Origin of the sequence: Paenibacillus xylanilyticus, from assembly GCF_009664365.1 — a bacterium.
GTDB lineage: Bacteria > Bacillota > Bacilli > Paenibacillales > Paenibacillaceae > Paenibacillus > Paenibacillus xylanilyticus_A.
The window spans coordinates 5952807-5978761 of record NZ_CP044310.1; the positions used below are offsets into that span (position 1 = coordinate 5952807).

The following is a 25955-nucleotide window of genomic DNA, read 5'->3' on the forward strand; positions in this document are numbered from 1 at the left end:
CTCCTTCGACTGCCTTATTTCACCGCTTCTTCGTAAATGCTCTTCTCCAGCGCTTCATCCAGATTGGCTGCCTTCTTGATCAATCCATAATTCAGTGCAATATCTGCTGTACGAGCAAACGATTCATCCACAAAGCTGCCCACCTGCTGCTCCGTAAATCCTTCCGGACGAATCAGCTTCGCAATCTCCTCCAGCATCGTAACCTGATGTTCACGGGTCGTACTGCCGTCGGTCACGTTGCTCATGACGATATCCACGGTTTCCTCCTGGTTGTCAATGGCATAGTTCCAGCCTTTTAGAATGGCACGGGTGACTTTAACGGCAAGATCGCGGTTGCCATCGACCCAGTCCTTCTTCGCGATCAATGTATCTTCCAGCATGCCTACGCCCGCTTCCTCAATGTTGAACACATCCAGATCGGACTCCTGTACGCCGCTCTCCAGCACAACGTGATATTCGTTATATATGGTTGCTGTCGCGACATCCACCTGGTCATTGAAAAACTGATCCATCGTAAACCCCTGCTTCACCAGCTCAATATCCTTCTTCGGATCAAGTCCGTTCTTCTCCATAAAAGCGAGGACCTGGAACTGCTGGCTGCCGAACCATGTGCTTACCTTTTTGCCTTTCATCTGGGCCGGATCAGTTATTCCTGCTGACTTCTTGGCGATCAGGCGATAGCTGCTCTTCTGTGAAATCTGGGCAAGGGAGACCAGCGGCAGACCGTTGTCACGGCTCACCAGCAGACTGTCTACCCCCGTGATGCCGACATCGGCTGCGCCGTTCACCACCTGCTGTTCAATGACGATATCCGGGCCACCCGGAATAATCTCTGCATCAATGCCTTCATCTTCAAAAAAACCTTGTTCCTTCGCGGCATAAATTCCGGCGAACTGGGCCTGCGGAACCCATTTAAGCTGAATTTTCACTTTCGTTAAGGACTGTTCTGCGTCTCCTCCTGAACTTGCAGCAGCAGGTTCGGCAGACGGCTCCGTCTTCGCGGAACATGCGGCCAGCAAGGCAACCGCGAGCATCAGCACAACGACCATCAAACCCGATTTCAACGTTTTGTACATATACAAACAACCCCCTGTTTATATAAGAATTCAATCAGGTACTGCAGCGGATCTGTGGTATTCCCGCACGATGGTGAGGGTTATACGTTAGTGCGCTCACGGTTCCATGGAATGAGCCGCTTCTCCGCCAGTACAACGGCTTCATAGAGCACGATGCCGAGAGCGGCAGCAATGACGATACAAGACCAGGCAAGTGGCATGTTGGCGAGCCGAATCTGATCCGACAGCAGATATCCAAGACCTTGGGAAGCGATAAAAAATTCACCCACAATGGCACCGATAATACTGGTGGACATGTTGATCTTCAGTCCGGCAAAGAGGGACGGCAAGGCGTGTGGCAAACGCAACTTCAAGAACACCTGCATACGGCTTGCAGCGAGTCCGTCCAGCAATTCACCGTACTGCGGCTGTATGGAAGTAAGCCCTTTGAACAGACTGACTGCCATGGCAGCCATCGTAATGACGGCCACTACGGCAATCCGTGACCAGATGCCGTCCCCAAACCAGTTGTTCATGATGGGCGCCAGTGCAACAATCGGCACTGCGTTAAGAGCCGACATCACCGCGATCCCTGCCTTGCCGCTGATCGGGAAGAACGAAGCACCTGCGGCTGCGACAGCCCCCAGAAGGGAACCCAGCAGGAAACCACCCAGCATTTCCGTTCCACTATATAGAGCATATCGGAAGAGCATTTCCGCGTTATCCCGGATGGATGCTGCAATGGCTGAAGGTACAGGAAGCTGGTAACTTTCCAGTGAGAATAATTGATGAAACAACCGGAACTGCCACATGGCGAGAAAACATAGGCCGGCCAGCCAGGGGAGCAAATGCAGAACGACCCGTTTACTCCGCGCAGTACCGACTGGCCGTTCCTGTTCTGCTTGTCCCTGCTGCCCCTGAATTTCCGAGTCGGGGACAGAAGCAGCCATAGCTGAACCGGGCAAAGACGCAGAGCCGGACACAGCAGCTGTTCCATTCTCCTCCCGGCTGCGGTTCACCATTACCCCTTCGCTCATACCGCGTTCCCTCCCTTCGCTCTGAATTCGGGCTGCCAAGGCGTTAACCACCGTTCGGCCAGGCTGATGACCAGATACGAGATTAGACCAATGCCGATGCTAAGCATAATCGTAGCCCAGAACATGCCGACTTGAGCACTGCCATAATACAAGGAACTGACCATCAGGACACCGAGTCCATCGGGTGCACCCATCAGTTCAACGACGATGGAAGAAGTGACCGCTAGCGGGGCAGCGATTTTCATGCCGGAGAACAGTCCTGGCAGAGCTGAAGGCAGCAGGCATTTGATATATCTGGCCGTCAGCGAGGCTCCGCACGAACGCATCAGCTCCAGATGCTCCGGTGCGGCGCTCTTTAACCCTTTTAGCGTGTGAATGACAATGGGGAAAAATGTAACATAAGCCGCCATGACGATCCTGGCCCACTCGGCATGATGAATAATGCCGTATACAATCGGTGCGAGACCGATAATTGGGATCATCTGCGAGGAGATAACATAGGGAGACAATGTCCGTTCCAGCCAGACGGCCGCACTCATTAGAAGCGCCAGCATCAGCCCCAGTACTGCTCCTCCCGCGAATCCAATCGCTGCATTGCCAAACGTCACTGCCCCCTGCTCAGCGAGAGTGCCCGAGTAGCGAACCAGTGCGGCGAGAACATCATGAAGGTAAGGCAGGCGAGATGCAGCCTGCTGCGGTGACATCCACATGTGGAGAATCCAAGCTATACCCTCCCACAGCAGCAATAGCGATAAAATCCAGATCACGATCCAGGATCGGTAATCCAGTTTAAGTGAGCGCAGGGACATGGCCCGGATCACGCTCCTCATGAAAACAATTGCGAATGGTCGTCAGCATGTGGTAGAAGTCTTCGGTCTCTCTCAGTTCATTGGTTCGATCCAAAGGCAGCGCCACAGAGTGAATGGAATGTACTTGCCCGGGATGTGCCGAGAGGACAATAATGCGATCTGACAGGAATACGGCTTCGGGGATACTATGCGTGACAAAGAGGAAGGTTTTGCCCGTGAACCGCTTGATCTCAAGCAGTTCCAGTTGAAGCTTCTCTTTCGTGAATTCATCCAGCGCAGAGAACGGCTCATCCATCAACAGCAGCGGCGGATCCAACGAGAGCGCACGGGCAATGGATACCCGCTGCTGCATGCCTCCACTGAGCTGCCAGGGATAGTGGTCAGCAAATCGCGTGAGCCCGACCATCTCAAGCAGTTCACTACTGATGCGGCGGCATTCTTTTTTGCTTGTGCCCAGGATCTCCAGCGGCAGCTCTACATTGTGACGTACCGTGCGCCAATCAAACAGGGCTGGCGTCTGGAATACGATACCGAATTGTCGCTGCAGGCGCGCCTTTTCAGGTTCCGAACCTGCAATGCGGACGCTGCCCGAAGTCGGCTGCAGCAGATCGGCGATGATCCTGAGCAATGTCGACTTGCCGCAGCCTGAGGGACCAAGCAGCGAGACGAATTCATTGGATTGGATATGGAACGACACATCAGACAGTGCGGTGACCTGTTTGGTTCCAGTACCAAAAACGACGGATACATGATCAATTTCAATGTGGCGATTTTCGGGGACGTTCATGGATGACATAGGCATTCTCCTTTTCGCGGGGGAAGTTAGGTTTCATTTCACACCAAGGCCGAATGGAAGGTTTGCGTTCACGAACGTAACAGGTTTTTCTGGTTAGGTAATACTATAAATCATTGGGCGGAGATTACATTATACAGACTGTTTTGAGTATGGGCCTGTTCATGTTACACAGTGTAAAATGAGAAAAATTCTCATTCGGAACGATGTCAGCCCATGGATGGTTTATCTGACACCACGTTATTCGATATGCATATATTGCCTGTATTTCAAAGTTCAATATAGCCGGCTAATTCGTGCATGTATATCGAACTGGGTACGGATTCCAGTACAATAAGACCTATAATATAGGTCCTTCGCATGCCTGTCCTTCTTAAAAAGCGCATGTTTCTTTGTATTTATTGAATAAATATTCGGAAAATTTGACATATACCCTCGTATTCTTGTCGTTTTTCTTGTATAACGTTTTATATGGAAAAGATAGGAATGCCCTACTTTTAGAAATGACAGAATCCATATCGTTTATCAGGAAAGGGCTTTGGTAAATAAGGCTTTCAACTTCAAAGATCGGAGTGGTCTGTATGTTTGATTGGCTTGGCTGGAAAAAAGGGTGGCCGTTATGGCGGTCGTACCGGTTGAACGCACATATCAAGAATGATGTGGAGCAGATTTTTGAAGGAATTGCCGAAACCAGGCGGCAGCTTTTACTGGATTGGGCAAACGAACAGTGGCGTCATATGGATCAATTCGTGCATCAGATCCAGTCAGCGGGACTTCTGGACACAGCACAGATCGTACAAAATAGCAGCAAATGGGATGCATGCTTCAAAGCAGCGTACATCCGGGCAGCAGATAGCACAGAGATTTTTATGTTGGACGAACAGAATCAGGTTGTATTTTCTACATATAAAAAACATATTGGACAGATCTATGAAGTTAACGAAGCTTCCATTGGACCAGGCTTGAAATATACCAGAGCAGATGCGGCCGGGAAAAGATGTCTCTATGGTCCCTATTCGGACCCAGTGACCTTGGAGATCGGGCCTCGCTCCTCCTCTTTTCACGATGATGTCACGCTCATGTTCATTGAACCCATGCTGCAGGAAGGACGCTACATCGGTTCACTGTGCTGCCGAATCCCCAATGATGTGCTCGGGGACTTGATCCAACGGGAGTCCGGACATGTCTATCCCGATTCGGGAGATAATTATCTCTTCATGGCCGAGTCGAAACTGCGCCCGCATCTGCAGCCAGGAACTGCTCTGTCTCGCAGCCGATTTGAGGATCATACATTTACACATGGCGAAAATCTCAAGGATGGTGTCACCACCAATTGGGGGATTGTATCCGTCAAAGAGCATACCGAACTGGAGTTGATGTTCACCGACCCTTCCACTGGGGAGCTGCATCCCGGCGTTGCTAATACCATTCGTAACGGGTCAAATCTGTTTGCAGCCTATCCAGGCTATTCCGATTACCGTCACATCTCGGTTATTGGCAAAGGCATCACCTTCCAGCTTCCCCACTGTCCCGATCGATGGGGCATGATGTGCGAAGGTGATCTGGAGGAAGTATACCGGGTACGCAGTATCGGCTGGCGTCAGTTCAAGCTGCACAGCCTGTTTATCGGTTTATCAGGCATTGGGGGAGCTGCCCTCGTATATGCCTTATCAGGAAGTGCATGGAGTGCAGCAGCTCTGGCGGCGTTTAATATCATTCTGGGTTTGGTCACAGCAGATCAGCTGCAGCGGAGACATCATCAACGTGTGCACGAGGACTTGCGGCGCATCAGCCGGTTTATACGGATTAACGCGGAGGGTCAGGGCGATCTGACCCAGCGGCTCGATACATCCGCTTTTGCACAGGATGAATCCGGTGAACTTGCAAAATGGATTAATAACATGATTGACTCGCTCGAGGGCATCATGCTCAAGGTTCAGGTTGCCACCGTGGATGTAATGAACAACCAGTATCAGATGCGCACTTCCACCGAAACGACCCAAGTTACGACCGAACGTGTCAATCATAAGATCGGATCCATGATCCACGGCATACGTGAACAGCTGGAGGATCTCGATCAAGCCAAGCTGGCTGCCGATCATATGCGTCTTACCCTGCAGCAGCTGGAGGCCTCGGCCACAGAACAGATTGATGTTGCTCGTCAGGAAGTGGAGCGCATTGGCGGCAAAATGACGCAGATCTCGGGCACCGTCAAGGATACCAACCGTACAATTCTTTCCTTTATGGAGACCATGCAGGACATTTACCGTGCACTGGCAGCCATTGATGAGATATCCGCTCAAACGAACCTGCTTGCGCTGAATGCATCCATTGAAGCAGCACGTGTCGGAGAACATGGCCGCGGTTTCGCTGTCGTTGCCGGGGAGATTCGCAAGCTGGCCGAGCTGTCCCGTTCCTCTACCGAGGACATCCATCAGATTCTGAACAATATCACTACCGCAGCCGATACCGCTGCCCGCTCCATTCATGAGGGAGATCAGGTACTGGCTGAAGGCAGCACACTGGTTCAAGCAGCTGCACAACTGCTGCAAAGTGCGTCTGCCGAAGATTCGCAAAGGACACAGGTCGTGGATCAGGTCGTTAGACTTATGGAAAATATCGCTGCCATCAGTCATAAAAACCGCTCCACGTCCGCAGAGGTGGAGACCGAGATGATGGCACTGCTCAGTGACATGATGCATGTTCAACAGTCTTCGCATAATGTGGAAGCCATCACGGTATTTCTGCAGCAAATCGTGGGTCAATTCCAGCTGACTCATCCCGAAAAAATTGCTGCCACCTGACGTTATCGTTGACGTGGATTGGAGAAATAGCTAAAATTTGATGCAACTGTTCTTTTGAATTTCGACATTGTCGTATCGTTCATTTTATAGAAGCTTTCCAATCTGAATCAATGAAAGGGTGGTCTGCATGGAAATGCTCCAGGATTCGTTTGGCAGGATCCATGACTACATCCGTATTTCCGTTACGGACCGCTGTAATTTGCGTTGTGTGTACTGCATGCCAGCCGAAGGCATGGAGTTCGCCCCGCATGATGAAATTATGAGCTACGAGGAAATCACCCAGGTGCTCAAGGTGCTCGCCCCGATGGGCATGCGCAAAGTTCGCCTGACTGGCGGTGAACCTCTGGTACGCAAGGATCTGCATAAACTTGTTGGCATGATCTCGGCCATCGACGGGATTGAGGATATTGCGCTGACAACCAATGCGCTCCTGCTGGATAAACAGGCCCAGGCACTGAAAGACGCTGGGTTAAACCGGATTAATATCAGTCTCGATTCCCTTCATGCGGACCGATTCTCCATGATTACCCGCGGAGGAGACGTCAACAAAGTGCTCAAGGGAATTGAAGCTGCAACGGCTGCCGGACTTGCGCCAATCAAGCTGAATGTGGTTCTGATGAAAGGCATCAATGATGACGAAATCAAGGATTTCATAGCGATGACGATCGATCAACCGCTGCATGTGCGTTTTATCGAATACATGCCAATCGGACATGCTTCGGATTCATGGCGCAAATCGTATCTCCCGCTGGAAACCGTCACCGATGTATGTGCGGAAGCCGGCTGGACCGTAGAGAGCACATCCGGACCGGCAGGCAATGGTCCTTCCCGCAACATGAAGATTGCTGGTTCACAGGGAACCTTCGGACTGATTCACCCGGTTAGCGATCACTTCTGTGATAATTGCAACCGGCTGCGCCTGACGGCAGACGGACACATCAAGGCCTGTCTGTACTGGTCGGATGAGTACAATGTTCGCCGCTATGTTGATGATCCGGATGCAATGGCTGCCCTCTTCCTCAAGGCACTTGGCACGAAGCCAAAGAACCATGAAATGGCACTGGCGCTTGAGCAAAAAATGCAAAGCCATACCCCAACCGTACGGCGCATGTCCCAGATCGGCGGGTAGGTCTTCTTTTGAACCGTATAATCGGTTCGAACAAATGAAGGAATTCTGTGAATGGTAAGTGAGCTCAACCAACGTTGTGCTACCAATACTAGCTTGTTATGAAGCTGCGAAGGAGATATCCTTTGCGGCTTTTTTTCATGAAATCCTAAGACGATGACTCTATAAAATAGGACTTCCTTTTTCCTTTCTGCTACTGAAATTGTTACAATAAGAAAAACTGAATATATATTTCTCTCTAGGTCTTCATAATCTCATTGATCTGGACGATGTATAGTCAAAGAAAAAATCAAACAAATATACCGCACTTAGGAGCTGACTGGATGAACATTGTTGAAGCCATGGTCGCAGCAAGTCCATATTTCAAAATCATGCTTAAGGGACAAAATCTGATGATTGCTGTAACCGACACCGAGAAATTCTGGTATTATGCACCAAGTGAAGATCTTGACCTCGGCATTAAGGCAGGTGACCCCATTTCACTTGAGGATCCGACATTACGCCGTGCCCTCATTAACGGTGAGACTTCTGCCAATCATATTGAAGCACAGCATTACGGAACAGCCCTTAATTCCACAGCTACGCCTCTGCGCGATGAAGCGGGAAACATTGTGGGTACCCTGGCCATTGGTTTCTCCCTCAAAAATGAAGAGCAGCTTGGACATTTCACCGAATTAATCAGCAGCATTAGCGGCAGGCTGACAGACATGGTCCAAACTGTAGCGGCCCAATCCGAAGAGCTGACTGCCTCCTCTTCGCAAATTCTGGACAATACCAAGGTCGCCGTTCAAAATGCAGCGGAAGTTAATAAAGTGGCCTCATTTATCCGGGAAGTCTCTGAACAAACCAATTTACTCGGCCTCAACGCGGCTATTGAAGCGGCACGAGCGGGTGAAGCGGGCGCAGGGTTCGGTGTAGTGGCCTCCGAAGTGCGCAAGCTGTCCACCGGAACGAAGGAAGCTACCGTGAATATCGAACGGTCCCTTCATGACGTTCAGCATTCCATCCGTCAGATGGAGCAGGAGATCGCATCCATCTCCCAGTCCAGCACGCAGCAGGCTGAACTCGTCACGGAATTTAGCGAGGTTATTGACCAGTTGAACAATGTGAGTGAGGAACTGAAGTCCTTTATTCAATCCATGATTCTGAAGACAGAATAACGATACACAAGCATGACCGGATGTTACGACTGGCTGCAGCTCAGCTTGTAACACAATGTACCCCGCACGAGACCGTGCGGGGTTTTTCTAAGCAAAAATTCCCGGAACATTACATACGAATTAGTTTCCACAGCATCATGGCCGCCATCACGATCATCACCACTGCCGATAACCGGTTGAAGACCCGACTGATCCGTCCAGTGGTATCTGTTCTGCCCATCCACCTTCCAGCACTTGCGAGTCCAAGGAACCATACCCACGAAACTGCCGCTGCCGTGATGGCAAAAGCAATCCGGTCCATCCCTTCATACTCAAGTGAGCTGGTGCCAATGACAGCTACCGTATCCAGCAGTGCATGCGGATTAAGCAGGGATACGGAAGCGGCGAAGGCAATCTGCCGTCCTGCACCCATCGCGGATGCTGACCCACTCACGGTTCCGGATGACTTCCATATGCTCCATGCCATATACAGCAGAAACGCACTGCCGCCTGCATACAGCACACCGGAGAGCAGAGGCCACTGCAGCAAAATGAGGGACACTCCTCCGACCGCAGCTCCAATCAATAATGTATCGCTAATACCAGCAGTCACTACTGCCGGAAGTGCACGCAGTAAACTTCGCTGGCTCATCCCCTGGTTAAAAATAAACACGTTCTGCACGCCAAGTGGCAGGATCAGACCAAACGCCAGTACCACGGCGTGAATAATTACACTCATTGTTCATCCCCCTTGTATATGTCTCTATAGTAGAGGGGATGACTTTCCGTGTGACCAACCAATTGGATGGCAAGGAGACCAACCAAAATGATATAGTTGTCGGTATACCATTTTGGTCTACAAATTCGGTATACAACTAAATGCCTGAATCATCTTATCCCACTGGAGGCTAGCTCCGTATGAAGCATCCCGATCCAAGACAGGGCATTGACTGGAAACCCGATCCTGCAATCCCCCTGCCTTTATTCCGTCAGATTGAAATATATATCCGTGAAAAAATAACAACCGGAGAGTGGACCGCGGGCTATCGCCTGCCTTCCCAGCGTGTACTGGCTCAGTCCATGGGCGTCAACCGCAGTACACTGGTCGCTGCGCTGGACAACCTGATCGCTGCCGGCATGATTGAAGGCAGACGCGGCGGAGGAACCTATGTCTCCGGTTCCGGCTGGCATGCACTTGCCCACGGGACTCCGCCCAACTGGAATGAAGCTATTGAGGAAGGCTGGTATTACCCCAACCTTCCTGAAGTACAGCTCATTAACCGAGCTGAGTTCCAGCCTGGCATCATTCGGCTCGGTACCGGAGAGCTTGCGCCTGAACTAATGCCGGAGGAGGCCTTCAATGACATCCTGCGTTCCCTCTCGGAACGCTCCCGTACGTTAAATTACCTTCAGCCTCAAGGCAGCCTGGAGCTCCGTGAATCCTTGTCTGACTATTTGCTGACCTGCGGCATTCAGGCGTCTCCCAGTGCCATTCTAATTGTCTCGGGCTCGCTGCAGGCGCTGCATTTGATATCGGTGGGCCTGCTTCCCCGCGGGTCGGCTGTCCTGCTGGAGAAGCCCTCCTACCTCTATTCCATACATGCATTTCAATCCGCCGGATTAAAAATGCATGGTGTTCCCATGGATTCAGGTGGATTACACATACCGCGTCTGGAAGATATGATCGGTGGTGGCACTCATCAGGGTCATCCTTCGCCGCTGCTCTACACCATACCGAGTTTCCACAATCCGACGGGTTCCGTCATGAGTGATACTCGCCGAAACGAGTTGATGTCTGCAGCCCGTGCCGGAGGCATATCCATTCTGGAGGATGCTGCCTACACGGACCTGTGGCTGGACACGCCCCCGCCGCTATCGTTAAAAGCGAGGGACACGGATGGCCGCGTGCTTCACATGGGCACACTGTCCAAGGCTGTTAGCCCTGGTCTGCGTCTGGGCTGGCTGGTAGGACCTGAGCCGGTTATTCGCCGCCTGGCAGACATTAAGATGCAAACGGACTATGGCTCCAGTTCACTGGCGCAGGAAGCGGCCACGCTCTGGTTTGCAGAAGGATATCACACACGGCACATGGAGCGTCTGCGGCCAGAGCTTCGCCGCCGGAGAGATTTCATGCTGGATCTGCTGGAACGTTACTTCAACAGCATTGCAGAGTGGAACCAACCAGCCGGAGGCTTTTACATCTGGCTCAGGTTCACTGCCGGCCCCCTTTCGATCCGCCAGCTGTTCCATGCCTGCCTCCAGGATGGGGTGCTCATTCACCCTGGTTTTCTGTATGACCGCCTCGATGCGGACCACCTCAGACTGTCCTATGCGTATGCTTCGGAAGAAGAGATGGAGCGTGGAATGCAGCTGTTAGCCAAAGCAGCCAGAAAGCTGTTGGAATCATAACCAATGACCACACAGGACCATGAGGATGTCTCACCAGGTCTTGTGTGGTCAAAGGTGGGCTCTCGTCTAGATGTAATACATACTGCTCACATGCTCGGCGGACGCTTGTTTACCAGATCCTGATAGTCCTGCATGGTGTTCATATTGCTTAACTGTGCCGCAGCATCCTGGATTCCCGCTCTTTTCAGATCCTCTGCTTCCACATAACGACACCCAATCTCCTCCAGCCAGCGGGTGACCCGCAAGCGGTCTTCCTTCAAGCATTGCTCGAGGCTGGGAAGCACATCAATATGATAAATGCCTACCAGTGGATGAACCCGTCCTTCCAGGCGCGGTACCATCGCGGGATGTGCCTTGTCCGATGCAGCTAACCGCTGCAATGTGGTAAATAAGGAGGGCTGGACCAAAGGCATGTCACAGGCACAGACCAGATTCCACTCGGTCTCCGATGCTTCAAGTGCGGCATGAAGGCCGGCCAGTGGTCCCTTTCCAGGGTAGCCATCCTCAACACACGTATAACCGAGCGCTTGATAAGCATCCACATTGGGTCCGGCCGCAACGATGATACGGGACACTGCAGGAGCTATAGCCTCAGCCACATGCTCAAGCACAATGGAGTCATCCAGAGGCAGCAGCGCCTTGTTGGAACCCATCCGGCTGGATAAGCCCCCTGCCAGTATAATGCCAGTCCATTCCTTCATTTCCACGGTTATCATCCCTTCCGGCTTTCATATAATAAACTTATTCTATACATTGAATCCCCTTTCAACAAATGATACATTGTAGAATATTGATTCTGAAAGGAATGGCTCTATTTGGACAGATATGCACCCGGAAGAGGCAATCCCTCTTTGGTTTCGCTGAAGCTATATAACTTTTTCATATATGGAGCCATCTCCATCTTCGCCGGCTTCCTCCAATTGTATTTGCAGGAGATCGGCATGACCAAGCTGGAAATCGGCAGTCTGATGGCCATCGGCCCCTTTGTCTCTTTATTTGCCAATCCGTTCTGGGGCTTCTGGAGCGACAAGTCCCGCAATATTCGCATCATCCTGATGATGATGATGGGGGGCACCTTTGTGCTGGCCCAAGCGGTCTTTCATGCGCCGACCTATGCCTGGATCTATGGAGCCATGATCTTCTTTTATTTCTTCCAAAGTCCGCTGTTTGCCCAAACCAACAGTCTTATTCTTGGGTATATCGATGGGACCACACAGAAATTCGGTACGTTCCGGCTGTGGGGTTCCCTCGGCTGGGCTCTGACTGCGGCAGCAGCAGGACCACTTATCGACCGATTGGGCGTCGGCAGTGTTTCGATTGTGTTTGCCTGCTTGATTATCATTGCATTTGCGTTTGCCATGTTTCTGCCAAGGCAGCCGATTGCGTCGGACACTCCAGTAGTGACCTTCCGCCGTTTCGGCAGAGTGATGTTCAATCCGTATTTCATGACGTTTATCGGACTGGGTGTGCTGGTGTCGGTTCCGAATGCGATGAATAGCACATTTATGTCTCTCTATATAACTGAGATGGGCGGCAACAAACAGATGGTCGGGTGGGCCATCTTCACCTCATCCATTCTTGAAGTGGGTGTGTTCCTGCTGCTGGATCGCTTCCTGAAACGAAAAATGAGCATGCTGCTTGCAAGTCTCGTGCTCGTCAGCCTGTTATTCGCCGTTCGTTGGCAGCTGATGGCCGAGGCCGTTAATCCCCTGGAGATTGTATTTATCCAGCTGATGCATTCCATTACGTTTGGCGGATACTTCTATGTCGGAACCCAGCTGACCATGCTGTTTATTCCGAGACCTTATCGTTCCTCTGGCCAAGCTGTGTATACGATGGCCTGGGGCGGTATATCTGGTGTCATTGCCGGCTTGTTCGGGGGCTGGTTATTCCAGAGCTTCGGTGCCGAGGTCATGTATAACATTGGCGTCTTCTTCTCTCTCATTGGTGCAGCCGGCTTTGGCGTCATGTGGTTAATCAATCGCAGAAATGGCTACCAGCCTATTGTGCTGACTGAAATGGGAAGCATGGATGAGGATGAATAATGGAAAAAGGGAAGTAAGAAAAAGGGCGTCTCCACGCAGCTATTGCGCAGAGACGCCCTTTTATTTATTTCATGTATCTTATGCCTTCGGCAGCTGGAATGAGCTTTTCAGCGATACGACCCGGTTGAATACAGGGCGGCCTGGCTCCGAATGCTTCGGATCCACACTGAAATATCCGTGGCGGAAGAACTGGAATTTATCCTGTGCTTTCGCCTCCTGCATCTCTTGCTCCACATACCCGTGAACGATCTCAAGGGAGTTCGGATTCAATTGATCCAGGAATGTTTTTTCCGGTTGCTCTTCCACGATCTCAGCCCCGGCTACTTCCGGTTCTACATCAGCATCCGGTGCTTCTGCCAAGATCAATGGCTCATACAGACGGAATTCAGCTGGAACAGCCTGGCTTGCTTCCACCCAGTGGATGGTTCCTTTGACTTTACGGCCTGTGAATCCACTGCCGCTCTTCGTCTCCACATCATAGGTACAATGAATCTCGGTCACGTTGCCTTCGGCATCCTTAATCACATCATTGCATTTGATGAAGTACGCATGTTTCAATCGAACCTCATTACCAGGGAACAGACGGAAGTATTTGTTCGGCGGATTCTCCATGAAGTCGTCTTGCTCAATGTAGATTTCGCGGGAGAATGGAATTTTACGACTGCCCATCTCCGGATTTTCCACATTGTTCTCTGCTTCCAGCCACTCCACTTCCCCTTCAGGGTAGTTGGTGATGACCACTTTCAGCGGATGCAGAACGGCCATCGTACGCGGAGCTTTCAGCTTCAGATCCTCGCGGACAAAGTGTTCCAGCGTTTGCAGGTCAATAACACCCTGACTTTTCGAAATGCCTGTCTCGAAGACAAAATCACGAATCGCTTCCGGTGTGTAACCCCGGCGACGGAGACCCGAAATCGTTGGCATGCGCGGATCGTCCCATCCATCCACATGTCCTTCGTCCACAAGCAATTTCAGTTTCCGTTTGCTCGTTACCATCTGGGACAGGTTCAGGCGACCGAATTCATACTGATGCGGCTGGCTCTCCATCTCACATTCAGCGATTACCCAGTCATAGAATGGGCGTTGATCCTCAAACTCCAGGGAACAGAGGGAATGTGTCACACCTTCAATGGCATCTTCCAGCGGATGAGCAAAGGCATACATCGGATAGATACACCATTTGTCACCCGTGTTGTGGTGATGTGCATGAGCGATACGGTAGATGACCGGATCACGCAAGTTGATATTAGGCGAAGCCATATCGATCTTCGCACGCAGCACTTTTTCTCCATTTTGGAACTCGCCTGCGCGCATCCGTGCGAACAGATCCAGGTTCTCTTCAACGGAACGATCACGATACGGGCTGTTCTTGCCCGGTTCAGTCAGTGTGCCGCGCATTTCACGAATTTCATCGGCGCTTTGGTCGTCGACGTAAGCCTTTCCTTTTTGGATCAGCAGGACAGCACGGTTGTACATTTCGTCAAAATAGTCCGAGGCAAAACGTTTCTCGTTCCACTCAAAGCCGAGCCATTTGACATCCTCCTGAATGGATTGTACGTATTCCACATCTTCCTTCACCGGATTCGTGTCGTCAAAGCGCAGGTTCGTCTTGCCGCCGAATTCAGCGCCCAGCGTGAAGTTGATCCAGATGGCCTTGGCATGGCCAATATGCAGATAACCGTTCGGTTCCGGAGGAAAACGGGTAATGACTTCCTGGACTTTTCCTGACCGGAGATCTTCGGTAATAATATTTTTGATAAAGTTAGGAGGGGTTGTACGATTGTCCACAGGTATCAAACCTTTCATGAATTGATTGGAGCTTTCAGAAATTACAAAGTGTTTCATCTAAATATACCTTTAACGAGAGACGAGTTCAATAAAGAACGGCACCAAAGTCCGGATTGCCTGTATGCAAGATAGGCCAAAAACCATTTTGACGGGTTCGCACGAATCATGTAGCATGATAGTAAAAACAAAATATAGGGAGGGATTCCCACTTGAACACGCTGAAACTGACCAAAGAACAGCAGGATGAAGCCATTCGCACGATCCAGTCGTATTTCCAAGAGGAACGCGGCGAAGAACTTGGCGACCTGGCCGCTTGGGGGGTGCTCGATCTGTTTATGACGAAGCTCGCTCCCTACATATATAATCAGGCTCTCAGTGATGCTCGCACCACTGTGAATCAACGCATGGCCTCCATGGAAGAAGATCTGTTTGCTTTGGAGCGCAAACTGCCCTCTGCTTCCCGCTAAACCACTACTTATAAAGAAAGAAGGTTGCACTCATGTTTACCTATTCATTGGATGAATATACCGAACTCCGTCCACTCTCTATAGAGCACACGAAGCCGCTGTTTGAACTTACGGATCGTTCCCGCGATCAATTGAGACACTGGCTTCCATGGGTGGACCATGTCACCGAAATTGAACATACCTCAAGTTTCATTAACAACGCACTGAAGCAGGCTGCCGAGAACGGAGGCTTCACCGCAGGTGTCTGGCTAAAGGGCGAGCTCGCTGGCATTATCGGCTTCCACGAGATTAACTGGACCAATCGTTCGGTAAGCATTGGATACTGGCTTGGCAAGGGCTTTGAAGGACAGGGACTCATGACCAGCGCTTGTCGTGTTCTGGTCGATTATGCTCTGGTCACCCTGGACCTGAACCGGGTCGAGATTCGTTCAGCTACGAACAACAAGCGCAGCCGCGCCATCCCTGAGCGTCTTGGATTTGTCTTGGAAGGCGTTATTCGTCAGGCAGAGAAACTGCCTAAGGGATACGTCAATCATGCCGTGTACGGCATGCTGCAGCATGAATGGGAGCTTTTACGCTAACCCTCATACATATGGATACAACATGGAATGCCCCTATCTGCACGAAGCTACCTTCATGCAGGTAAGGGGCATTTTGGATTAGGGCGACAAAATTCAACTTTTACTGCCCCTTAAGGTCATTTTCAGCCTCTCTTCATCCTGGATGCCTAAGATAACGTTGTGGGTTCTTGGCCCATACCCAACACCACTATACTGAGAAAGAGGATGATCGCTGATGAAGAGAAGCAGAACATCAAGAACCATGATGATTACCAGCACGATGGCTTTGACGATCGCGCTTGGCGGAGGATGGTTTGCAAATACCACTGCGAGTGCCGATCCTGCTGCAGGCACTTCCGCTCAGAAGAAAAATGCCAGCCCCGCAACGAATTCACATACATCAAAATCATCAAAATCCATAAACGCTAACAAGGGAGCCGGGCATGGCCGATACACTGATGAACTGGTCTCCGCCCTCGGCGTAACAGCAGACGAGCTGAAGGAAGCCCGCAAGGCAGGCAGCACGATTGCCGAGATTGCTGCCAGCAATCAGGTGGACGTGCAGACTGTAATCGACAAGCTAGTCGCTGCCGGGAAGAGCGAGCTGCAGCAGCAGCTGTCTGACGGGAATATTACACAAAGCCAGTATGACAAACGGATAGCCGGCCTGAACGAACGGGTGACGGACTTGGTAAACGGCATATTGCCGGAAGCACGACAAGGTTCCAGAGGCAAGCGTGGCGAGGCATCAGGAACTGAATCCGATTCGGGCAGCTCAGACGAATCCAGCAGCACGAACAGCACGGATCAAGCCTGATGGATCGTGCCAGCTCGTTTGTATGATTCTACATGTTTTTGATCAAAAACCCTCTGTCTTCACCATAGGTGTGACAGAGGGTTTTACCTCGTTCCTAGATATAACCGGAACTCTTCAGACAATTACCTTTCCACCTTAGAGAGCTCGTACCATCCCGCCATCCACCACTAGCGAAGTACCAGTAATGTAGGTATTGGCCCCGGATAACAGGAACACAACGGCTTTGGCAAACTCTTCGGGCTGACCGTATCTTCCCAGAGGGATTTCCTTGCGGAACTGTTCGGCTACCTCTTCTTCACTAATTCCATTCTGCTCTGCGCGGGCTGTGTCAAGTTCACGTATCCGATCTGTTCCGATTCGTCCGGGTGCCACCGTATTGATCAGAATGCCATAAGGGGCAAGCTCCTGTGACAACGTCTTCGCCAGACCAAAGACACCCGTGCGGAACGTGTTGGACAGAATCAACCCCGGAATTGGCTGTTTCACCGAAGTTGAAGCAATATTCACAATATGGCCGCCGTTGGTCTTCATATAAGGGAGGGCCCCCCGAATCATACGTACATAGCTCATAACATTCAACTCAAATGCACGTTCCCAATCCTCATCTGTCAATGATTCAAATGTTCCCGAAGGAGGACCGCCAGAGTTGTTCACCAGAATATCAATCTGCCCGAACAGCTCCCCTGTCTTATGGATTAATGTGTTAATGTCTTCCTTGCGTGTAACATCCGTTACGCAGTATTCAACGCGTCCTCCGCCGTCCAGTTCCAGCAGTTCTTGCTTGACGGCTGCGAGCTTCTCCTCGTTCCTGCTCGCAAGCATCACGTCTGTACCTTCTGCGGCCAGCTGTGCTGCCACCGCCTTGCCCAGTCCCTGGCTGGATGCCAGCACCAGGGCTTTTTTACCCCGAAGTCCCATATCCATTATATTGTTCCTCCTTCGTCATCGAACTACCGTTCATTCCAGATAAAATAACTCATGAGAATATCGTCCACGTACTTCCCGGCGATATAAAATTCCGACACCAGCCGGCCCTCCGTCTCAAATCCACATTGGGTATAAAAAGCTATCGCTCCCGGATTGCTCGACAGCACGCGAAGACGCAGCTTATGAATCCCCTGTTCACGAGCATATTCTTTCATGGCATGCATCAGGGACGTGGCCACGCCACTGCGTCGATCATTGGGGTGGACAGCAATATTAATCTCGTAGACATGACGATTGACAGGCATCCCCGTAGGCGGATAAAAGCCCACATAGCCGCAGACCCGTTCTCCCTGAACGGCAACCAGCTGGCTGCCGGGTGGACAATGCTGCAGAAATTGCTGTCTGGACTTCCAATGGAATGGCGCTGGAGAGGTATGTATATCCCACACGAGAGCATCCATCTCCATTAGTTGGGGTGCATCCTTCATCTCGGATGGCCGAATTTTATATGTTTGGCGGGTAAGCATCGCATTTCAACCTTTCATACAGGTAATTACATTATCGCAGCGCGTTGCATGGCCCTTGGATTATAGCTGAGGGATGCCATTAGCGCATATTTTTCATTTGATTATATTGTAGCACAGCCCTAAGCCCGAACTAAAATGGGGATCTCTACTTAACCTTTACGTTACGTCATCGTTTATACTGAAGATCATGAAGGAGGTGCGGCCCTTGAATATCAAAGAGGCGGCAGGCAGGCTTGGCATATCCCCCAGAGCGATTCGTTTTTACGAGGAAAAAGGATTAATTCTTCCCGCCAAGCAGGCCAGCAATGGATACCGAAGCTACACGGAAAATGACATCTGGCGGCTTCAGACGATTGCCGCACTGCGGGAGATCGGCATGTCACTTCAGGATATTACTCAGGCGCTCGGTGAGATTGATCAAGGCAACCAGCAGCGGCTGGAGGAATATCTGGAGCTGCAGCAGGCCGTCATGTATGCCCAATGGGTTGAACTGAAACGCATGCTGGATACAACCCAGCGCATGATTGATCTCAATCGTCAGGACGGCCCGCTGAATGTTAGCCATCTCCATGAGCTCGCAGACAGTTCCCGCCGCCTGCGGGAAGCACGCCAGAACTGGCATGATCGATGGAACTATGATACTCAGGCAGCTATCCATGATGAGCGTGTTCAGGCGAAGAGCGGGAGCATACCTGTATCTTCTGCATCTTCCGCATCTTCCCCATCTTTCCCGGAGGAAGCAGGTAGCATGCCTTATAACGAATCCAGAAACGCCGGAGAACACCAGGATACCAAAACAGCCCCGTCGTCTTCTTTTTATCTATATCACAACTATGACGAGGCGCTGGAACAGACTGCGAAATGGATCTCCCCTGTTCCTGGTGAACACGGGCTTGATATCGGAACGGGTACAGGTAATCTTGCAGGCAAGTTATTGGAACGCCAAGCCATCATGACAGGAATTGACCAGTCCAGAGAAATGCTGCGTACATGCCGTACCAAGTATCCCGGGATGCATGTGAAGCTGGGGAACTTCCTGGCGCTGCCTTTTGCCGATCAGACCTTTGATTTTCTTGTATCCAGCTTCGCCTTCCATCATCTGAGTCCGGACCAGCAGCAGCTGGCACTGCAGGAGATGCAGCGGGTATTAACCCCAAGGGGACGAATCTGTCTAACCGATCTCATGTTTGCGGATGCACTTCACCGCGAAGCTTATATAAGACAAGCTGAGGCAGATGGAAACAGTGAGCAGCTGCTTGCCATAAGAGAACGCCATTTCCCCCTGTTGGATGAATTAACCGGTTGGCTTGAGTCGCATGGCTACGTTACAAAAACCGTTCGTCACAATGAGCTGCTGCATACGATGCTCGCAGTTCCGCTGCGTTGATAATGGTGAACAGCCCTCGTTTGCTCCACATAAGACACAGGCCGTGGACCATTGTCTCTTACTTATATAGAAAAAGGCCATCCTGCCTGTTAAGGAGGATGGCCTTTCATTACACTCAAGCATCAAGTATAAGAAGTGAGTTACATATAAATATCCACGATGGTACGGTCCGAAGTACGCAGCTGTCTGAACTCATCCAGTGAGATGCAGACTCCGCCTTGACGGTAACGGTTCGCCGTAACTTCTGTACGGATCTCCTTGCCGTTTACGGTTACGCGGTTAACCGCTCCTTCGTTCAGGTGATAGATAAACGTTACCGGTTCACCTGCATATTCAAATTCGAATTGCATGCCGTCCAGCTCAGCTGGCAAGACAGGGTCAATGACCAGATCCCCACCTTCCTGACGGATACCAAGTGCATTCGAGATCAGCTGGTTCATGTAGATCCCCGGGCCGCTGGAGTAGATTCTCCATCCACCCTTCACCTGCACGGTACCTTTGCGCAATTGATCAAAATGCTCCTGCGCCTCATAACGTGTGTTGAATTTGCCGTCGGAACTGCTGAAGTACGCATTGGCTTGACGGATCTCTGCGTTAGGCACAATCTCACCGATGCCAACCGGATTGATCATCGCCAGTCCATTCCATACCTGATCGGTTTTACCAAGCTTGGCCATCGCTTCCACATAACGAATGTGGGCGTGTACGTACTGCAACCCGATCTCGCGTCCGAAGTTGGATGCCTGTTCTGCCCGCTTGAAGTGGCTGCTTACACCGCCGGCATATTGAGCCGGACGATTCATCAAGCGCACGCCATCCGGGCACAGGAAATGCTCGCGAATCAGTGCATAATGCGATTCAGCTTGTTCTGCCGTTAGCAATTCACCGATCATGCTGCGTGTCATAGGCAGCAGACGATACTGAATGCCTGTCTCGGTATCGGTCGGATGCAGCATCAGCTTCGCCTGATCCGCCTCCTCCATGTACACAAAGCCCGGGATAACATCGGTTCCCAGCATGTAACGGTTGAAGTCTTCACGGATACCCTGAGCAAGAGCTTCAAGCTCCTCTGCGAAGGAAGCATCCTTGTATTTCAAAGCCTGTGACAGTACATTGACGGATTGATACGTCAGAGCTACCGTCCAGCTGCTCACCATAAACTGCTTGAGCTGTGCATTGGCTGGCTGCAGGGTATCGTCCCAGTCCCCATCGCCATAGGAAGACAGGAACGTATCGTGCAGGAAGTGCGAACGAATGTATTCGATCTCTTTCTTCGCATGATCCAGTACCGTTGCTGTGTCTTCCGTGAAGCCGAAGCTGTGTTTGACGGTATAAGGCACCTTCTCATCCAGAATCGCATAGTCGCGCGTCGCCGTCAGATAGTCTGCCAGCACTTTCAGCGGCCAGACGATGATATCGCCGTGACTCTCTTCCTGCTGGATGGCAAAGTATTTGTCAAACATGAACCATTGCGGCCAGTTGCCGTCATCCTCGTATTGGTGCGTGTAGACCATTTTGATGATGTCACGTACCTGCTCGTATTTTTGAGTAGCCATGAAGTATTCAACCGGACCCTGACATACGTCCCGTGTACCCCATGCTGCGCCGCCGTATTGCTCCAGACCGTGAGGCACAGAATAGTGAACCAGCATGTTGTGTGTGTACCACCAGGCCAAGGCATTCACTTTGAACAGATCCTCAGCACGCTGACCTTCCCCGCGGGACAAACGGAAGCCATTCATTACACCCGCAAAGAATTCGCGGTAAGCCTGTACTTCCTCTTCAAATGTAAGAGTTGATCCAGCTTCATCAGCTTGGCCTTCCAGTACACCCTGCACTTTAAGCGTCCACTCTGCACTCTCTTCCAGGCTAAGCGTAACGAGCGAAGCAGATCCACTGCGGATACCGCTTGCCAGCAGCGTCTCGTCGTCTGCGTTTATCGAGGCACCCTCTACAGACATGCGATATTGCAAGTCAGGATATGTGCCGGCACTGATTGCTTTTGGGTCCGCTTTGAAGACCAATGTATTACCATCCTGCGTCATGTGCAGTGGATATTCGTATTCGTTCACGTTCATTGTGATCTGGTTGGTTACCAGATAGCGATAGGCTTTACCGCTTGTAGAACGCACATTCATGCTCACTTCAGTTGTATGTGCACCTGTATAGTTCGTTACGATGAGTGTATCGGATTCAGTTTTGTACATCCAGCGCACATAGTTGAAGCCAATTTCGAACAATGACGGCATGGTGAGCAGACGATATTGCCCATCCATCTCTACATAAATGCGTTGTCCGGCAGTCTTCGGCACATTCAATGCATTGCGGGCGTTACTGATCATTTTGTTAAAATTGGTGTTCCCGATAACCAGCTGCGAATTGAAGATACCGTACATATAAGATGTTGTTGTAATAACCGGTGCTCCAAGCTTCACGTTGCCACCGCTCATCAGGATATGACCGTGAGGACGCTCCACCAGCAGTTCCTTGGCTTTCAGCACGATATGTTCGTAGCTGCCTGTGAAGAAGGATAGAAGTGAATCCTCATTACGCTCTTCCTGATGACGATCTGGGAACAGGTTCTTGATTTCCTCTTCCGTCATGTCCAGTGCCGCAAGCGGCACGCCCAGGCTGGAAGACAGCTTCACTTGCTCGAGTGTTTCACCGTGCTGAACTTCGAGATTCTGTACTGCGTCCCAAGCCGCAGCCACTTCATCTGCATACTCCAGGGCGGAGATGCCTTCTGGATGATTGGACTTCGCCAGTCCATAGAAGACAACCTCAGCTTCCCCGTTCAGATTCAGCAGCTCGGATTGCAGCGCCGTATATGCGAACTCATATTGATAAGTCTCATTAGCCAGAGTTTTACGGCTGAGACTTTCCGGTTCATTGGTTTCCTTGTAGGACAGACCGAAGAACTGGAAGCCGTCTGTGGAGTAACCGACTGCCTTGGTCAAAGAACCCTGCTGCATATATGGGAATGCGCCGCCCTGTGGCTGGTTTTGACGGGAGCATACGACGTATCCCTTCGCTCCATCTTCAAAGACAGTATGGTCGATATACTGTGACAGATAGGCCTCGTTGCTGCGTACCGCACCCGGATCAGCCAGTCCAACATCCTGTCCGTAGACAATATCCACTCCGTTATGCTGCCCTTTCAGTTTTACATCCCAGAACCAAACGCCTTGCGATGTTGCCGTGAACACGACCTGATAACCGATGCCTTGTTCCTGGCCTTCCAATGGAATGCTGCCTTCCCAGATCAGCTGATGGTCTGGCTGAGTCTTGCTTGTAATCACCTTACTGCTCGAACGTGCACCCAGCAGCGGGTAAGAGCTAATGTTCTCTCCCTCGTGTACTCGCAGGTACAGATTGTTCAGAGAACCATCGATCTGGTTGCTTAGCAGCTGGTTCAGCATGGTTGTACCGGATGTTGCCTGGTACAGATCCCACTGTTCAAAAAGGTAAACGTCAATTCCCCGGCAGTCAGCCGGATCGGTTCATTAATCATCGTTGTCATGTCATTCACTCCTTCATTTAGTAAAAATCGAAACGTTTCGAATCGACCGAAAAAGAATAGGGTTCCTCTGCAAACTGACCTGTTAAAAGGCCAATTCGGTTACGAACCCCTGGTTTTATTTTCATGCTGGCTATACCTGAACAGGCAACCATTCCAGAACACGCTTGATCTTCATATCCCAATAACTCCACTCATGGCCACCTGGCTCTTCCTCATACGTCACCTGTACATCCAGTTCCTTCATCGTATGCCGAAATGTCTGGTTGGCTTCGTACAGAAAATCTTCTGTTCCGCAGCATTGATACAATTGCGGGAACGCCGTCCCTGACGCAGCCAGCCTGCGGCTAACGGCCAGCAGATCGTCATCACTGCCTTCAATTCGCTCCGGACTCCCGAAGATGCTCTGCATTTCTGCAGGGGTGAAGTTCCCCTCGCCACGTACCCTGCTTGCCAGATCAAGCCCGCCCGAGAGGCTGGCTGCCGCAGCATATCGTTCCGGAAAACGCAGACCCAGCTTGAATGCACCATACCCGCCCATGGAAACGCCTGTTACAAATGTATCTTCACGGCGGTCCGAGATCGGAAAGAGCGACTTCACGAATGCAGGCAGTTCCTCACTTATATATGTAAAATAAGACCCGCCCTGCTGCATATCCATATAGTAGCTTCGCCCTGCCGATGGCATCACAACCGCAATTCCCCGGGCCTCGGCCAGACGTTCGATGGATGAATGCCTTGCCCATTCGGAGTGGTCTGCACCGCGCCCATGCAGCAAATAAAGGACAGGCAGTTTTCCATTCCGACTTGCGCGAAGCGGTGAATGCTCAGGCAGTATAAGTGTAATGTCTGTAGACACGCCAAGACTTTCGGCGTACAACTGGCATTGGATCAAAGCCATTGCTTCATCTCCTGTTCAACGAGATTTACGTAATGATCATTAGATTATTTATTTGAGAAGCGGTCCCTTATGCTCGAGGCATACCAGGAAAAATATCCATCCAAACGCTGCTTCTTACGCGGGCTGGGTACCCGACTCTGCCTGCACAGAGCGTACGGACTCACGTTCCACCATATCAATCGTCAACGTATACGATGGGTTCACGGCTTCACCATTCAGCATCTGGAAGAGCAGATGTCCTGCAAGTGATCCGGCCTCGTGCTTCGGCTGCCTTACGGTAGTGAGGGGAGGACGAACGAATTCAGACAATTGAATGTCATCAAACCCGATAACCGAAATATCTTTTGGCACGGATATGCCGCTCTCTTCCAATGCCTTCAAACCACCTATAGCCATTTCGTCATTCCCGTAAAATACAGCAGTTGGAAGCTCGCCTTGCATAATCATCATTTTGGTTGCACTATGCCCGCCTTCACGAACGAAATTGCCGCTTAAACGCCATTTGGATTTCTCCTCAAGCCCCGCTTCCTGCATGGCTCTCAAGTATCCCTGGTAACGCAGGGCATTATCATACGAGTTGGATGGACCACTGATGTAGGCAATCTTCCGGTGCCCCGAATTGATCAGGTGACGCGTAGCCAGGTATCCACCTTGTTCACCGTCAACCAGCACATTGACCAGATGGTCACCCGACAGATGACGATCCATTACAATAATAGGAAAACGCTGGCCCGCAGATTCCACCAAAATGTCATCATGGATGTTGTGTGCGAGTACAATTGCACCATCCACTCTTTTTTCCCGCAAAAACCGGACTGCAGTCGAATCGCGGCCACCCATCGAACTGCATGCAATCAGATCATAGCCATTCGCAAGCGCCACATCCTGAACACTGCGAATCAACTCCGAGTAATACGGACCCGAAAGATCAGTCAGAATTAACGCAATCGTATTCGTCCGGCTCCGTTTCAGGTCCATGGCAAAGCCGTTTTTGCGATAATTCAGTTCCCGGGCTGCCTCCAGCACTTTTGCCTTGGTCTTGGCGCTAACCTTGCTGTCCCCGTTTAATGCATAGGAGGCGGTCGAGAGCGCCACACCTGCCAGCTTTGCCACATCCTTGATCGTTGCCATTCCACGCTCGCTCCTTCTAACTTGACCAATTATAAGTTACCTACATTTTATACTGTAAATGGTTGTGACAACCACCAAATTCTATACTTTATCATTGAATGATAGCCGTTTCTATTCAATCGAAACGTTTCGAAGTGATATCAAAAAAATTCTTCCATTTGACTTCTTGCCCAACGGCTCATTCGGACCAGCTTTAACTGGAGATCCATTAGCATCGAGACAAGCTTTCAATGTACAACTCAACAGGCAGTTCCTTACAAAGATCGTATGGACATGCTTCTTGGCAAGACATTGAAACGTTTCGACATTTTTATTATAGTCGGTGTTGATAGCGATTTCAACCTCTTTATTCATTTTCACCGAAATAAATGCCGTTGGCAATGGTCAAGTCTATGAGATTGAAGAAGACAAGTTTTACGAATTGATCCACTATCGGTTATTGAACAGCAGCAGACTATATTGCACAAAATAACATTGTCCATGGAACATTGATCATAGTTGTCCATTTACAAATGTAAAATCTTCCTCTATGTTATTAATGAGAATAATAATCATTATTGATTATCACAGGGGGAACTTACCGATGTTGCCGTCAATTAACGTTTTTCCGGCTTGTTGTTTTATGCTGCATCATGAGATTCTGCCTGCCTGCAGCAGCGGTGCAGGTGCGAAAACTACCAACATGTCGGCCGAAACAACCTGCCGGCTGTGAAGAA

The 25955-nt window shown here is 50.7% G+C and carries 21 protein-coding genes and 1 pseudogene; 10 read left to right on the forward strand and 12 right to left on the reverse strand.

The window, feature by feature from the left end:
- Positions 1 to 14: 14 nt before the first annotated feature.
- The 4 genes from F4V51_RS26610 to F4V51_RS26625 all read right to left on the reverse strand — a co-directional run bounded on the left by F4V51_RS26610 (position 15) and on the right by F4V51_RS26625 (position 3697).
- The gene (locus F4V51_RS26610) at positions 15 to 1076 is read right to left on the reverse strand and encodes an ABC transporter substrate-binding protein (RefSeq protein ID WP_153980199.1); all 1062 of its coding nucleotides are present in this window, start codon (positions 1074 to 1076) and stop codon (positions 15 to 17) included.
- A gap of 80 nt (positions 1077 to 1156) precedes the next feature.
- Positions 1157 to 2092: an ABC transporter permease gene (locus F4V51_RS26615; RefSeq protein ID WP_236146648.1), complete on the reverse strand. Its 936-nt coding sequence runs from the start codon at positions 2090 to 2092 to the stop codon at positions 1157 to 1159.
- Positions 2089 to 2901: an ABC transporter permease gene (locus F4V51_RS26620; protein ID WP_153980200.1), complete on the reverse strand. Its 813-nt coding sequence runs from the start codon at positions 2899 to 2901 to the stop codon at positions 2089 to 2091. Before F4V51_RS26620 ends, F4V51_RS26615 begins: the two co-directional genes overlap by 4 nt.
- Positions 2882 to 3697 (reverse strand): ABC transporter ATP-binding protein, encoded by an 816-nt coding sequence (locus tag F4V51_RS26625; protein ID WP_323131792.1) that lies wholly within the window; start codon positions 3695 to 3697, stop codon positions 2882 to 2884. The genes F4V51_RS26620 and F4V51_RS26625 overlap by 20 nt, the downstream gene beginning before the upstream one ends.
- Positions 3698 to 4275: 578 nt before the next feature.
- Between F4V51_RS26625 and F4V51_RS26630 the strand changes: the two genes are divergently transcribed.
- The 3 genes from F4V51_RS26630 (at position 4276) to F4V51_RS29430 (ending at position 8784) form a co-directional block, all read left to right on the forward strand.
- Positions 4276 to 6498 carry a methyl-accepting chemotaxis protein gene (locus F4V51_RS26630; RefSeq protein ID WP_153980201.1) on the forward strand — a complete coding sequence of 741 codons (2223 nt, stop codon included), beginning with the start codon at positions 4276 to 4278 and terminating at the stop codon, positions 6496 to 6498.
- A gap of 127 nt (positions 6499 to 6625) precedes the next feature.
- Complete coding sequence (gene moaA, locus F4V51_RS26635; RefSeq protein ID WP_095291142.1) at positions 6626 to 7627, forward strand: GTP 3',8-cyclase MoaA; 1002 nt, start codon at positions 6626 to 6628, stop codon at positions 7625 to 7627.
- 320 nt (positions 7628 to 7947) lie between these two features.
- Positions 7948 to 8784 (forward strand): methyl-accepting chemotaxis protein, encoded by an 837-nt coding sequence (locus F4V51_RS29430; protein ID WP_153980202.1) that lies wholly within the window; start codon positions 7948 to 7950, stop codon positions 8782 to 8784.
- 109 nt (positions 8785 to 8893) lie between these two features.
- Here the strand turns inward: F4V51_RS29430 and F4V51_RS26645 are convergent, their stop codons facing one another.
- Positions 8894 to 9502, reverse strand: a complete 609-nt coding sequence (locus tag F4V51_RS26645) for a LysE/ArgO family amino acid transporter (protein ID WP_153980203.1) — start codon at positions 9500 to 9502, stop codon at positions 8894 to 8896.
- Positions 9503 to 9681: 179 nt separating this feature from the next.
- Between F4V51_RS26645 and F4V51_RS26650 the strand changes: the two genes are divergently transcribed.
- Positions 9682 to 11172, forward strand: a complete 1491-nt coding sequence (locus F4V51_RS26650) for an aminotransferase-like domain-containing protein (RefSeq protein ID WP_153980204.1) — start codon at positions 9682 to 9684, stop codon at positions 11170 to 11172.
- A gap of 86 nt (positions 11173 to 11258) precedes the next feature.
- Here F4V51_RS26650 and mobA read toward each other — a convergent pair whose 3' ends face one another.
- Entirely contained in the window at positions 11259 to 11873 is a 615-nt protein-coding gene (mobA, locus tag F4V51_RS26655) for a molybdenum cofactor guanylyltransferase (protein ID WP_236146849.1), read from the reverse strand.
- 150 nt (positions 11874 to 12023) lie between these two features.
- Here mobA and F4V51_RS26660 point away from each other — a divergent pair, with 150 nt between their 5' ends.
- A complete protein-coding gene (locus tag F4V51_RS26660; RefSeq protein ID WP_153980206.1) occupies positions 12024 to 13217 on the forward strand; it encodes an MFS transporter in 1194 nt (397 codons plus the stop codon).
- A gap of 78 nt (positions 13218 to 13295) precedes the next feature.
- On the opposite strand, the gene F4V51_RS26665 is transcribed toward F4V51_RS26660, so the two are convergent.
- Complete coding sequence (locus F4V51_RS26665; RefSeq protein WP_153980875.1) at positions 13296 to 15023, reverse strand: glutamine--tRNA ligase/YqeY domain fusion protein; 1728 nt, start codon at positions 15021 to 15023, stop codon at positions 13296 to 13298.
- Positions 15024 to 15214: 191 nt separating this feature from the next.
- On the opposite strand from F4V51_RS26665, the gene F4V51_RS26670 reads away from it, so the two are divergent.
- The 3 genes from F4V51_RS26670 to F4V51_RS26680 all read left to right on the forward strand — a co-directional run bounded on the left by F4V51_RS26670 (position 15215) and on the right by F4V51_RS26680 (position 16849).
- Positions 15215 to 15472, forward strand: coding sequence for a DUF2164 domain-containing protein (locus F4V51_RS26670; protein ID WP_095291132.1), 258 nt, complete (start codon positions 15215 to 15217; stop codon positions 15470 to 15472).
- 32 nt (positions 15473 to 15504) lie between these two features.
- Positions 15505 to 16053: a GNAT family N-acetyltransferase gene (locus F4V51_RS26675; protein WP_095291130.1), complete on the forward strand. Its 549-nt coding sequence runs from the start codon at positions 15505 to 15507 to the stop codon at positions 16051 to 16053.
- 214 nt (positions 16054 to 16267) lie between these two features.
- Positions 16268 to 16849 (forward strand): hypothetical protein, encoded by a 582-nt coding sequence (locus tag F4V51_RS26680; protein ID WP_153980207.1) that lies wholly within the window; start codon positions 16268 to 16270, stop codon positions 16847 to 16849.
- Positions 16850 to 16984: 135 nt separating this feature from the next.
- Here F4V51_RS26680 and F4V51_RS26685 read toward each other — a convergent pair whose 3' ends face one another.
- Together F4V51_RS26685 and F4V51_RS26690 are read right to left on the reverse strand one after the other, a co-directional pair.
- Positions 16985 to 17773 (reverse strand): SDR family oxidoreductase, encoded by a 789-nt coding sequence (locus F4V51_RS26685; RefSeq protein ID WP_153980208.1) that lies wholly within the window; start codon positions 17771 to 17773, stop codon positions 16985 to 16987.
- Positions 17774 to 17799: 26 nt separating this feature from the next.
- A complete protein-coding gene (locus F4V51_RS26690; RefSeq protein ID WP_153980209.1) occupies positions 17800 to 18303 on the reverse strand; it encodes a GNAT family N-acetyltransferase in 504 nt (167 codons plus the stop codon).
- A gap of 196 nt (positions 18304 to 18499) precedes the next feature.
- Between F4V51_RS26690 and F4V51_RS26695 the strand changes: the two genes are divergently transcribed.
- Positions 18500 to 19690: a methyltransferase domain-containing protein gene (locus F4V51_RS26695; RefSeq protein WP_416226497.1), complete on the forward strand. Its 1191-nt coding sequence runs from the start codon at positions 18500 to 18502 to the stop codon at positions 19688 to 19690.
- 140 nt (positions 19691 to 19830) lie between these two features.
- Here F4V51_RS26695 and F4V51_RS26700 read toward each other — a convergent pair.
- The 3 genes and pseudogenes from F4V51_RS26700 to F4V51_RS26710 all read right to left on the reverse strand — a co-directional run bounded on the left by F4V51_RS26700 (position 19831) and on the right by F4V51_RS26710 (position 25239).
- Positions 19831 to 23210: pseudogene (locus F4V51_RS26700) on the reverse strand (GH36-type glycosyl hydrolase domain-containing protein).
- A gap of 130 nt (positions 23211 to 23340) precedes the next feature.
- Positions 23341 to 24108: an alpha/beta hydrolase gene (locus F4V51_RS26705; RefSeq protein WP_153980211.1), complete on the reverse strand. Its 768-nt coding sequence runs from the start codon at positions 24106 to 24108 to the stop codon at positions 23341 to 23343.
- A gap of 114 nt (positions 24109 to 24222) precedes the next feature.
- Positions 24223 to 25239 carry a LacI family DNA-binding transcriptional regulator gene (locus F4V51_RS26710; RefSeq protein ID WP_153980212.1) on the reverse strand — a complete coding sequence of 339 codons (1017 nt, stop codon included), beginning with the start codon at positions 25237 to 25239 and terminating at the stop codon, positions 24223 to 24225.
- A 583-nt stretch (positions 25240 to 25822) separates the two neighbouring features.
- Here F4V51_RS26710 and F4V51_RS29330 point away from each other — a divergent pair.
- A complete protein-coding gene (locus F4V51_RS29330) occupies positions 25823 to 25951 on the forward strand; it encodes a hypothetical protein (protein ID WP_268893526.1) in 129 nt (42 codons plus the stop codon).
- The last annotated feature ends 4 nt before the right edge of the window (positions 25952 to 25955 follow it).

What these genes read in the sequence shown, in the direction of transcription:
- F4V51_RS26610 (WP_153980199.1), bottom strand. Translation starts at nt 1,076, where the DNA reads ATGTACAAAACGTTGAAATCGGGTTTGATGGTCGTTGTGCTGATGCTC.
- F4V51_RS26615 (WP_236146648.1), bottom strand. Translation starts at nt 2,092, where the DNA reads ATGAGCGAAGGGGTAATGGTGAACCGCAGCCGGGAGGAGAATGGAACA.
- F4V51_RS26620 (WP_153980200.1), bottom strand. Translation starts at nt 2,901, where the DNA reads ATGTCCCTGCGCTCACTTAAACTGGATTACCGATCCTGGATCGTGATC.
- F4V51_RS26625 (WP_323131792.1), bottom strand. Translation starts at nt 3,697, where the DNA reads ATGTCATCCATGAACGTCCCCGAAAATCGCCACATTGAAATTGATCAT.
- F4V51_RS26630 (WP_153980201.1), top strand. Translation starts at nt 4,276, where the DNA reads ATGTTTGATTGGCTTGGCTGGAAAAAAGGGTGGCCGTTATGGCGGTCG.
- moaA (WP_095291142.1), top strand. Translation starts at nt 6,626, where the DNA reads ATGGAAATGCTCCAGGATTCGTTTGGCAGGATCCATGACTACATCCGT.
- F4V51_RS29430 (WP_153980202.1), top strand. Translation starts at nt 7,948, where the DNA reads ATGAACATTGTTGAAGCCATGGTCGCAGCAAGTCCATATTTCAAAATC.
- F4V51_RS26645 (WP_153980203.1), bottom strand. Translation starts at nt 9,502, where the DNA reads ATGAGTGTAATTATTCACGCCGTGGTACTGGCGTTTGGTCTGATCCTG.
- F4V51_RS26650 (WP_153980204.1), top strand. Translation starts at nt 9,682, where the DNA reads ATGAAGCATCCCGATCCAAGACAGGGCATTGACTGGAAACCCGATCCT.
- mobA (WP_236146849.1), bottom strand. Translation starts at nt 11,873, where the DNA reads ATGAAGGAATGGACTGGCATTATACTGGCAGGGGGCTTATCCAGCCGG.
- F4V51_RS26665 (WP_153980875.1), bottom strand. Translation starts at nt 15,023, where the DNA reads ATGAAAGGTTTGATACCTGTGGACAATCGTACAACCCCTCCTAACTTT.
- F4V51_RS26675 (WP_095291130.1), top strand. Translation starts at nt 15,505, where the DNA reads ATGTTTACCTATTCATTGGATGAATATACCGAACTCCGTCCACTCTCT.
- F4V51_RS26680 (WP_153980207.1), top strand. Translation starts at nt 16,268, where the DNA reads ATGAAGAGAAGCAGAACATCAAGAACCATGATGATTACCAGCACGATG.
- F4V51_RS26685 (WP_153980208.1), bottom strand. Translation starts at nt 17,773, where the DNA reads ATGGATATGGGACTTCGGGGTAAAAAAGCCCTGGTGCTGGCATCCAGC.
- F4V51_RS26690 (WP_153980209.1), bottom strand. Translation starts at nt 18,303, where the DNA reads ATGCTTACCCGCCAAACATATAAAATTCGGCCATCCGAGATGAAGGAT.
- F4V51_RS26705 (WP_153980211.1), bottom strand. Translation starts at nt 24,108, where the DNA reads ATGGCTTTGATCCAATGCCAGTTGTACGCCGAAAGTCTTGGCGTGTCT.
- F4V51_RS26710 (WP_153980212.1), bottom strand. Translation starts at nt 25,239, where the DNA reads ATGGCAACGATCAAGGATGTGGCAAAGCTGGCAGGTGTGGCGCTCTCG.
- F4V51_RS29330 (WP_268893526.1), top strand. Translation starts at nt 25,823, where the DNA reads ATGTTGCCGTCAATTAACGTTTTTCCGGCTTGTTGTTTTATGCTGCAT.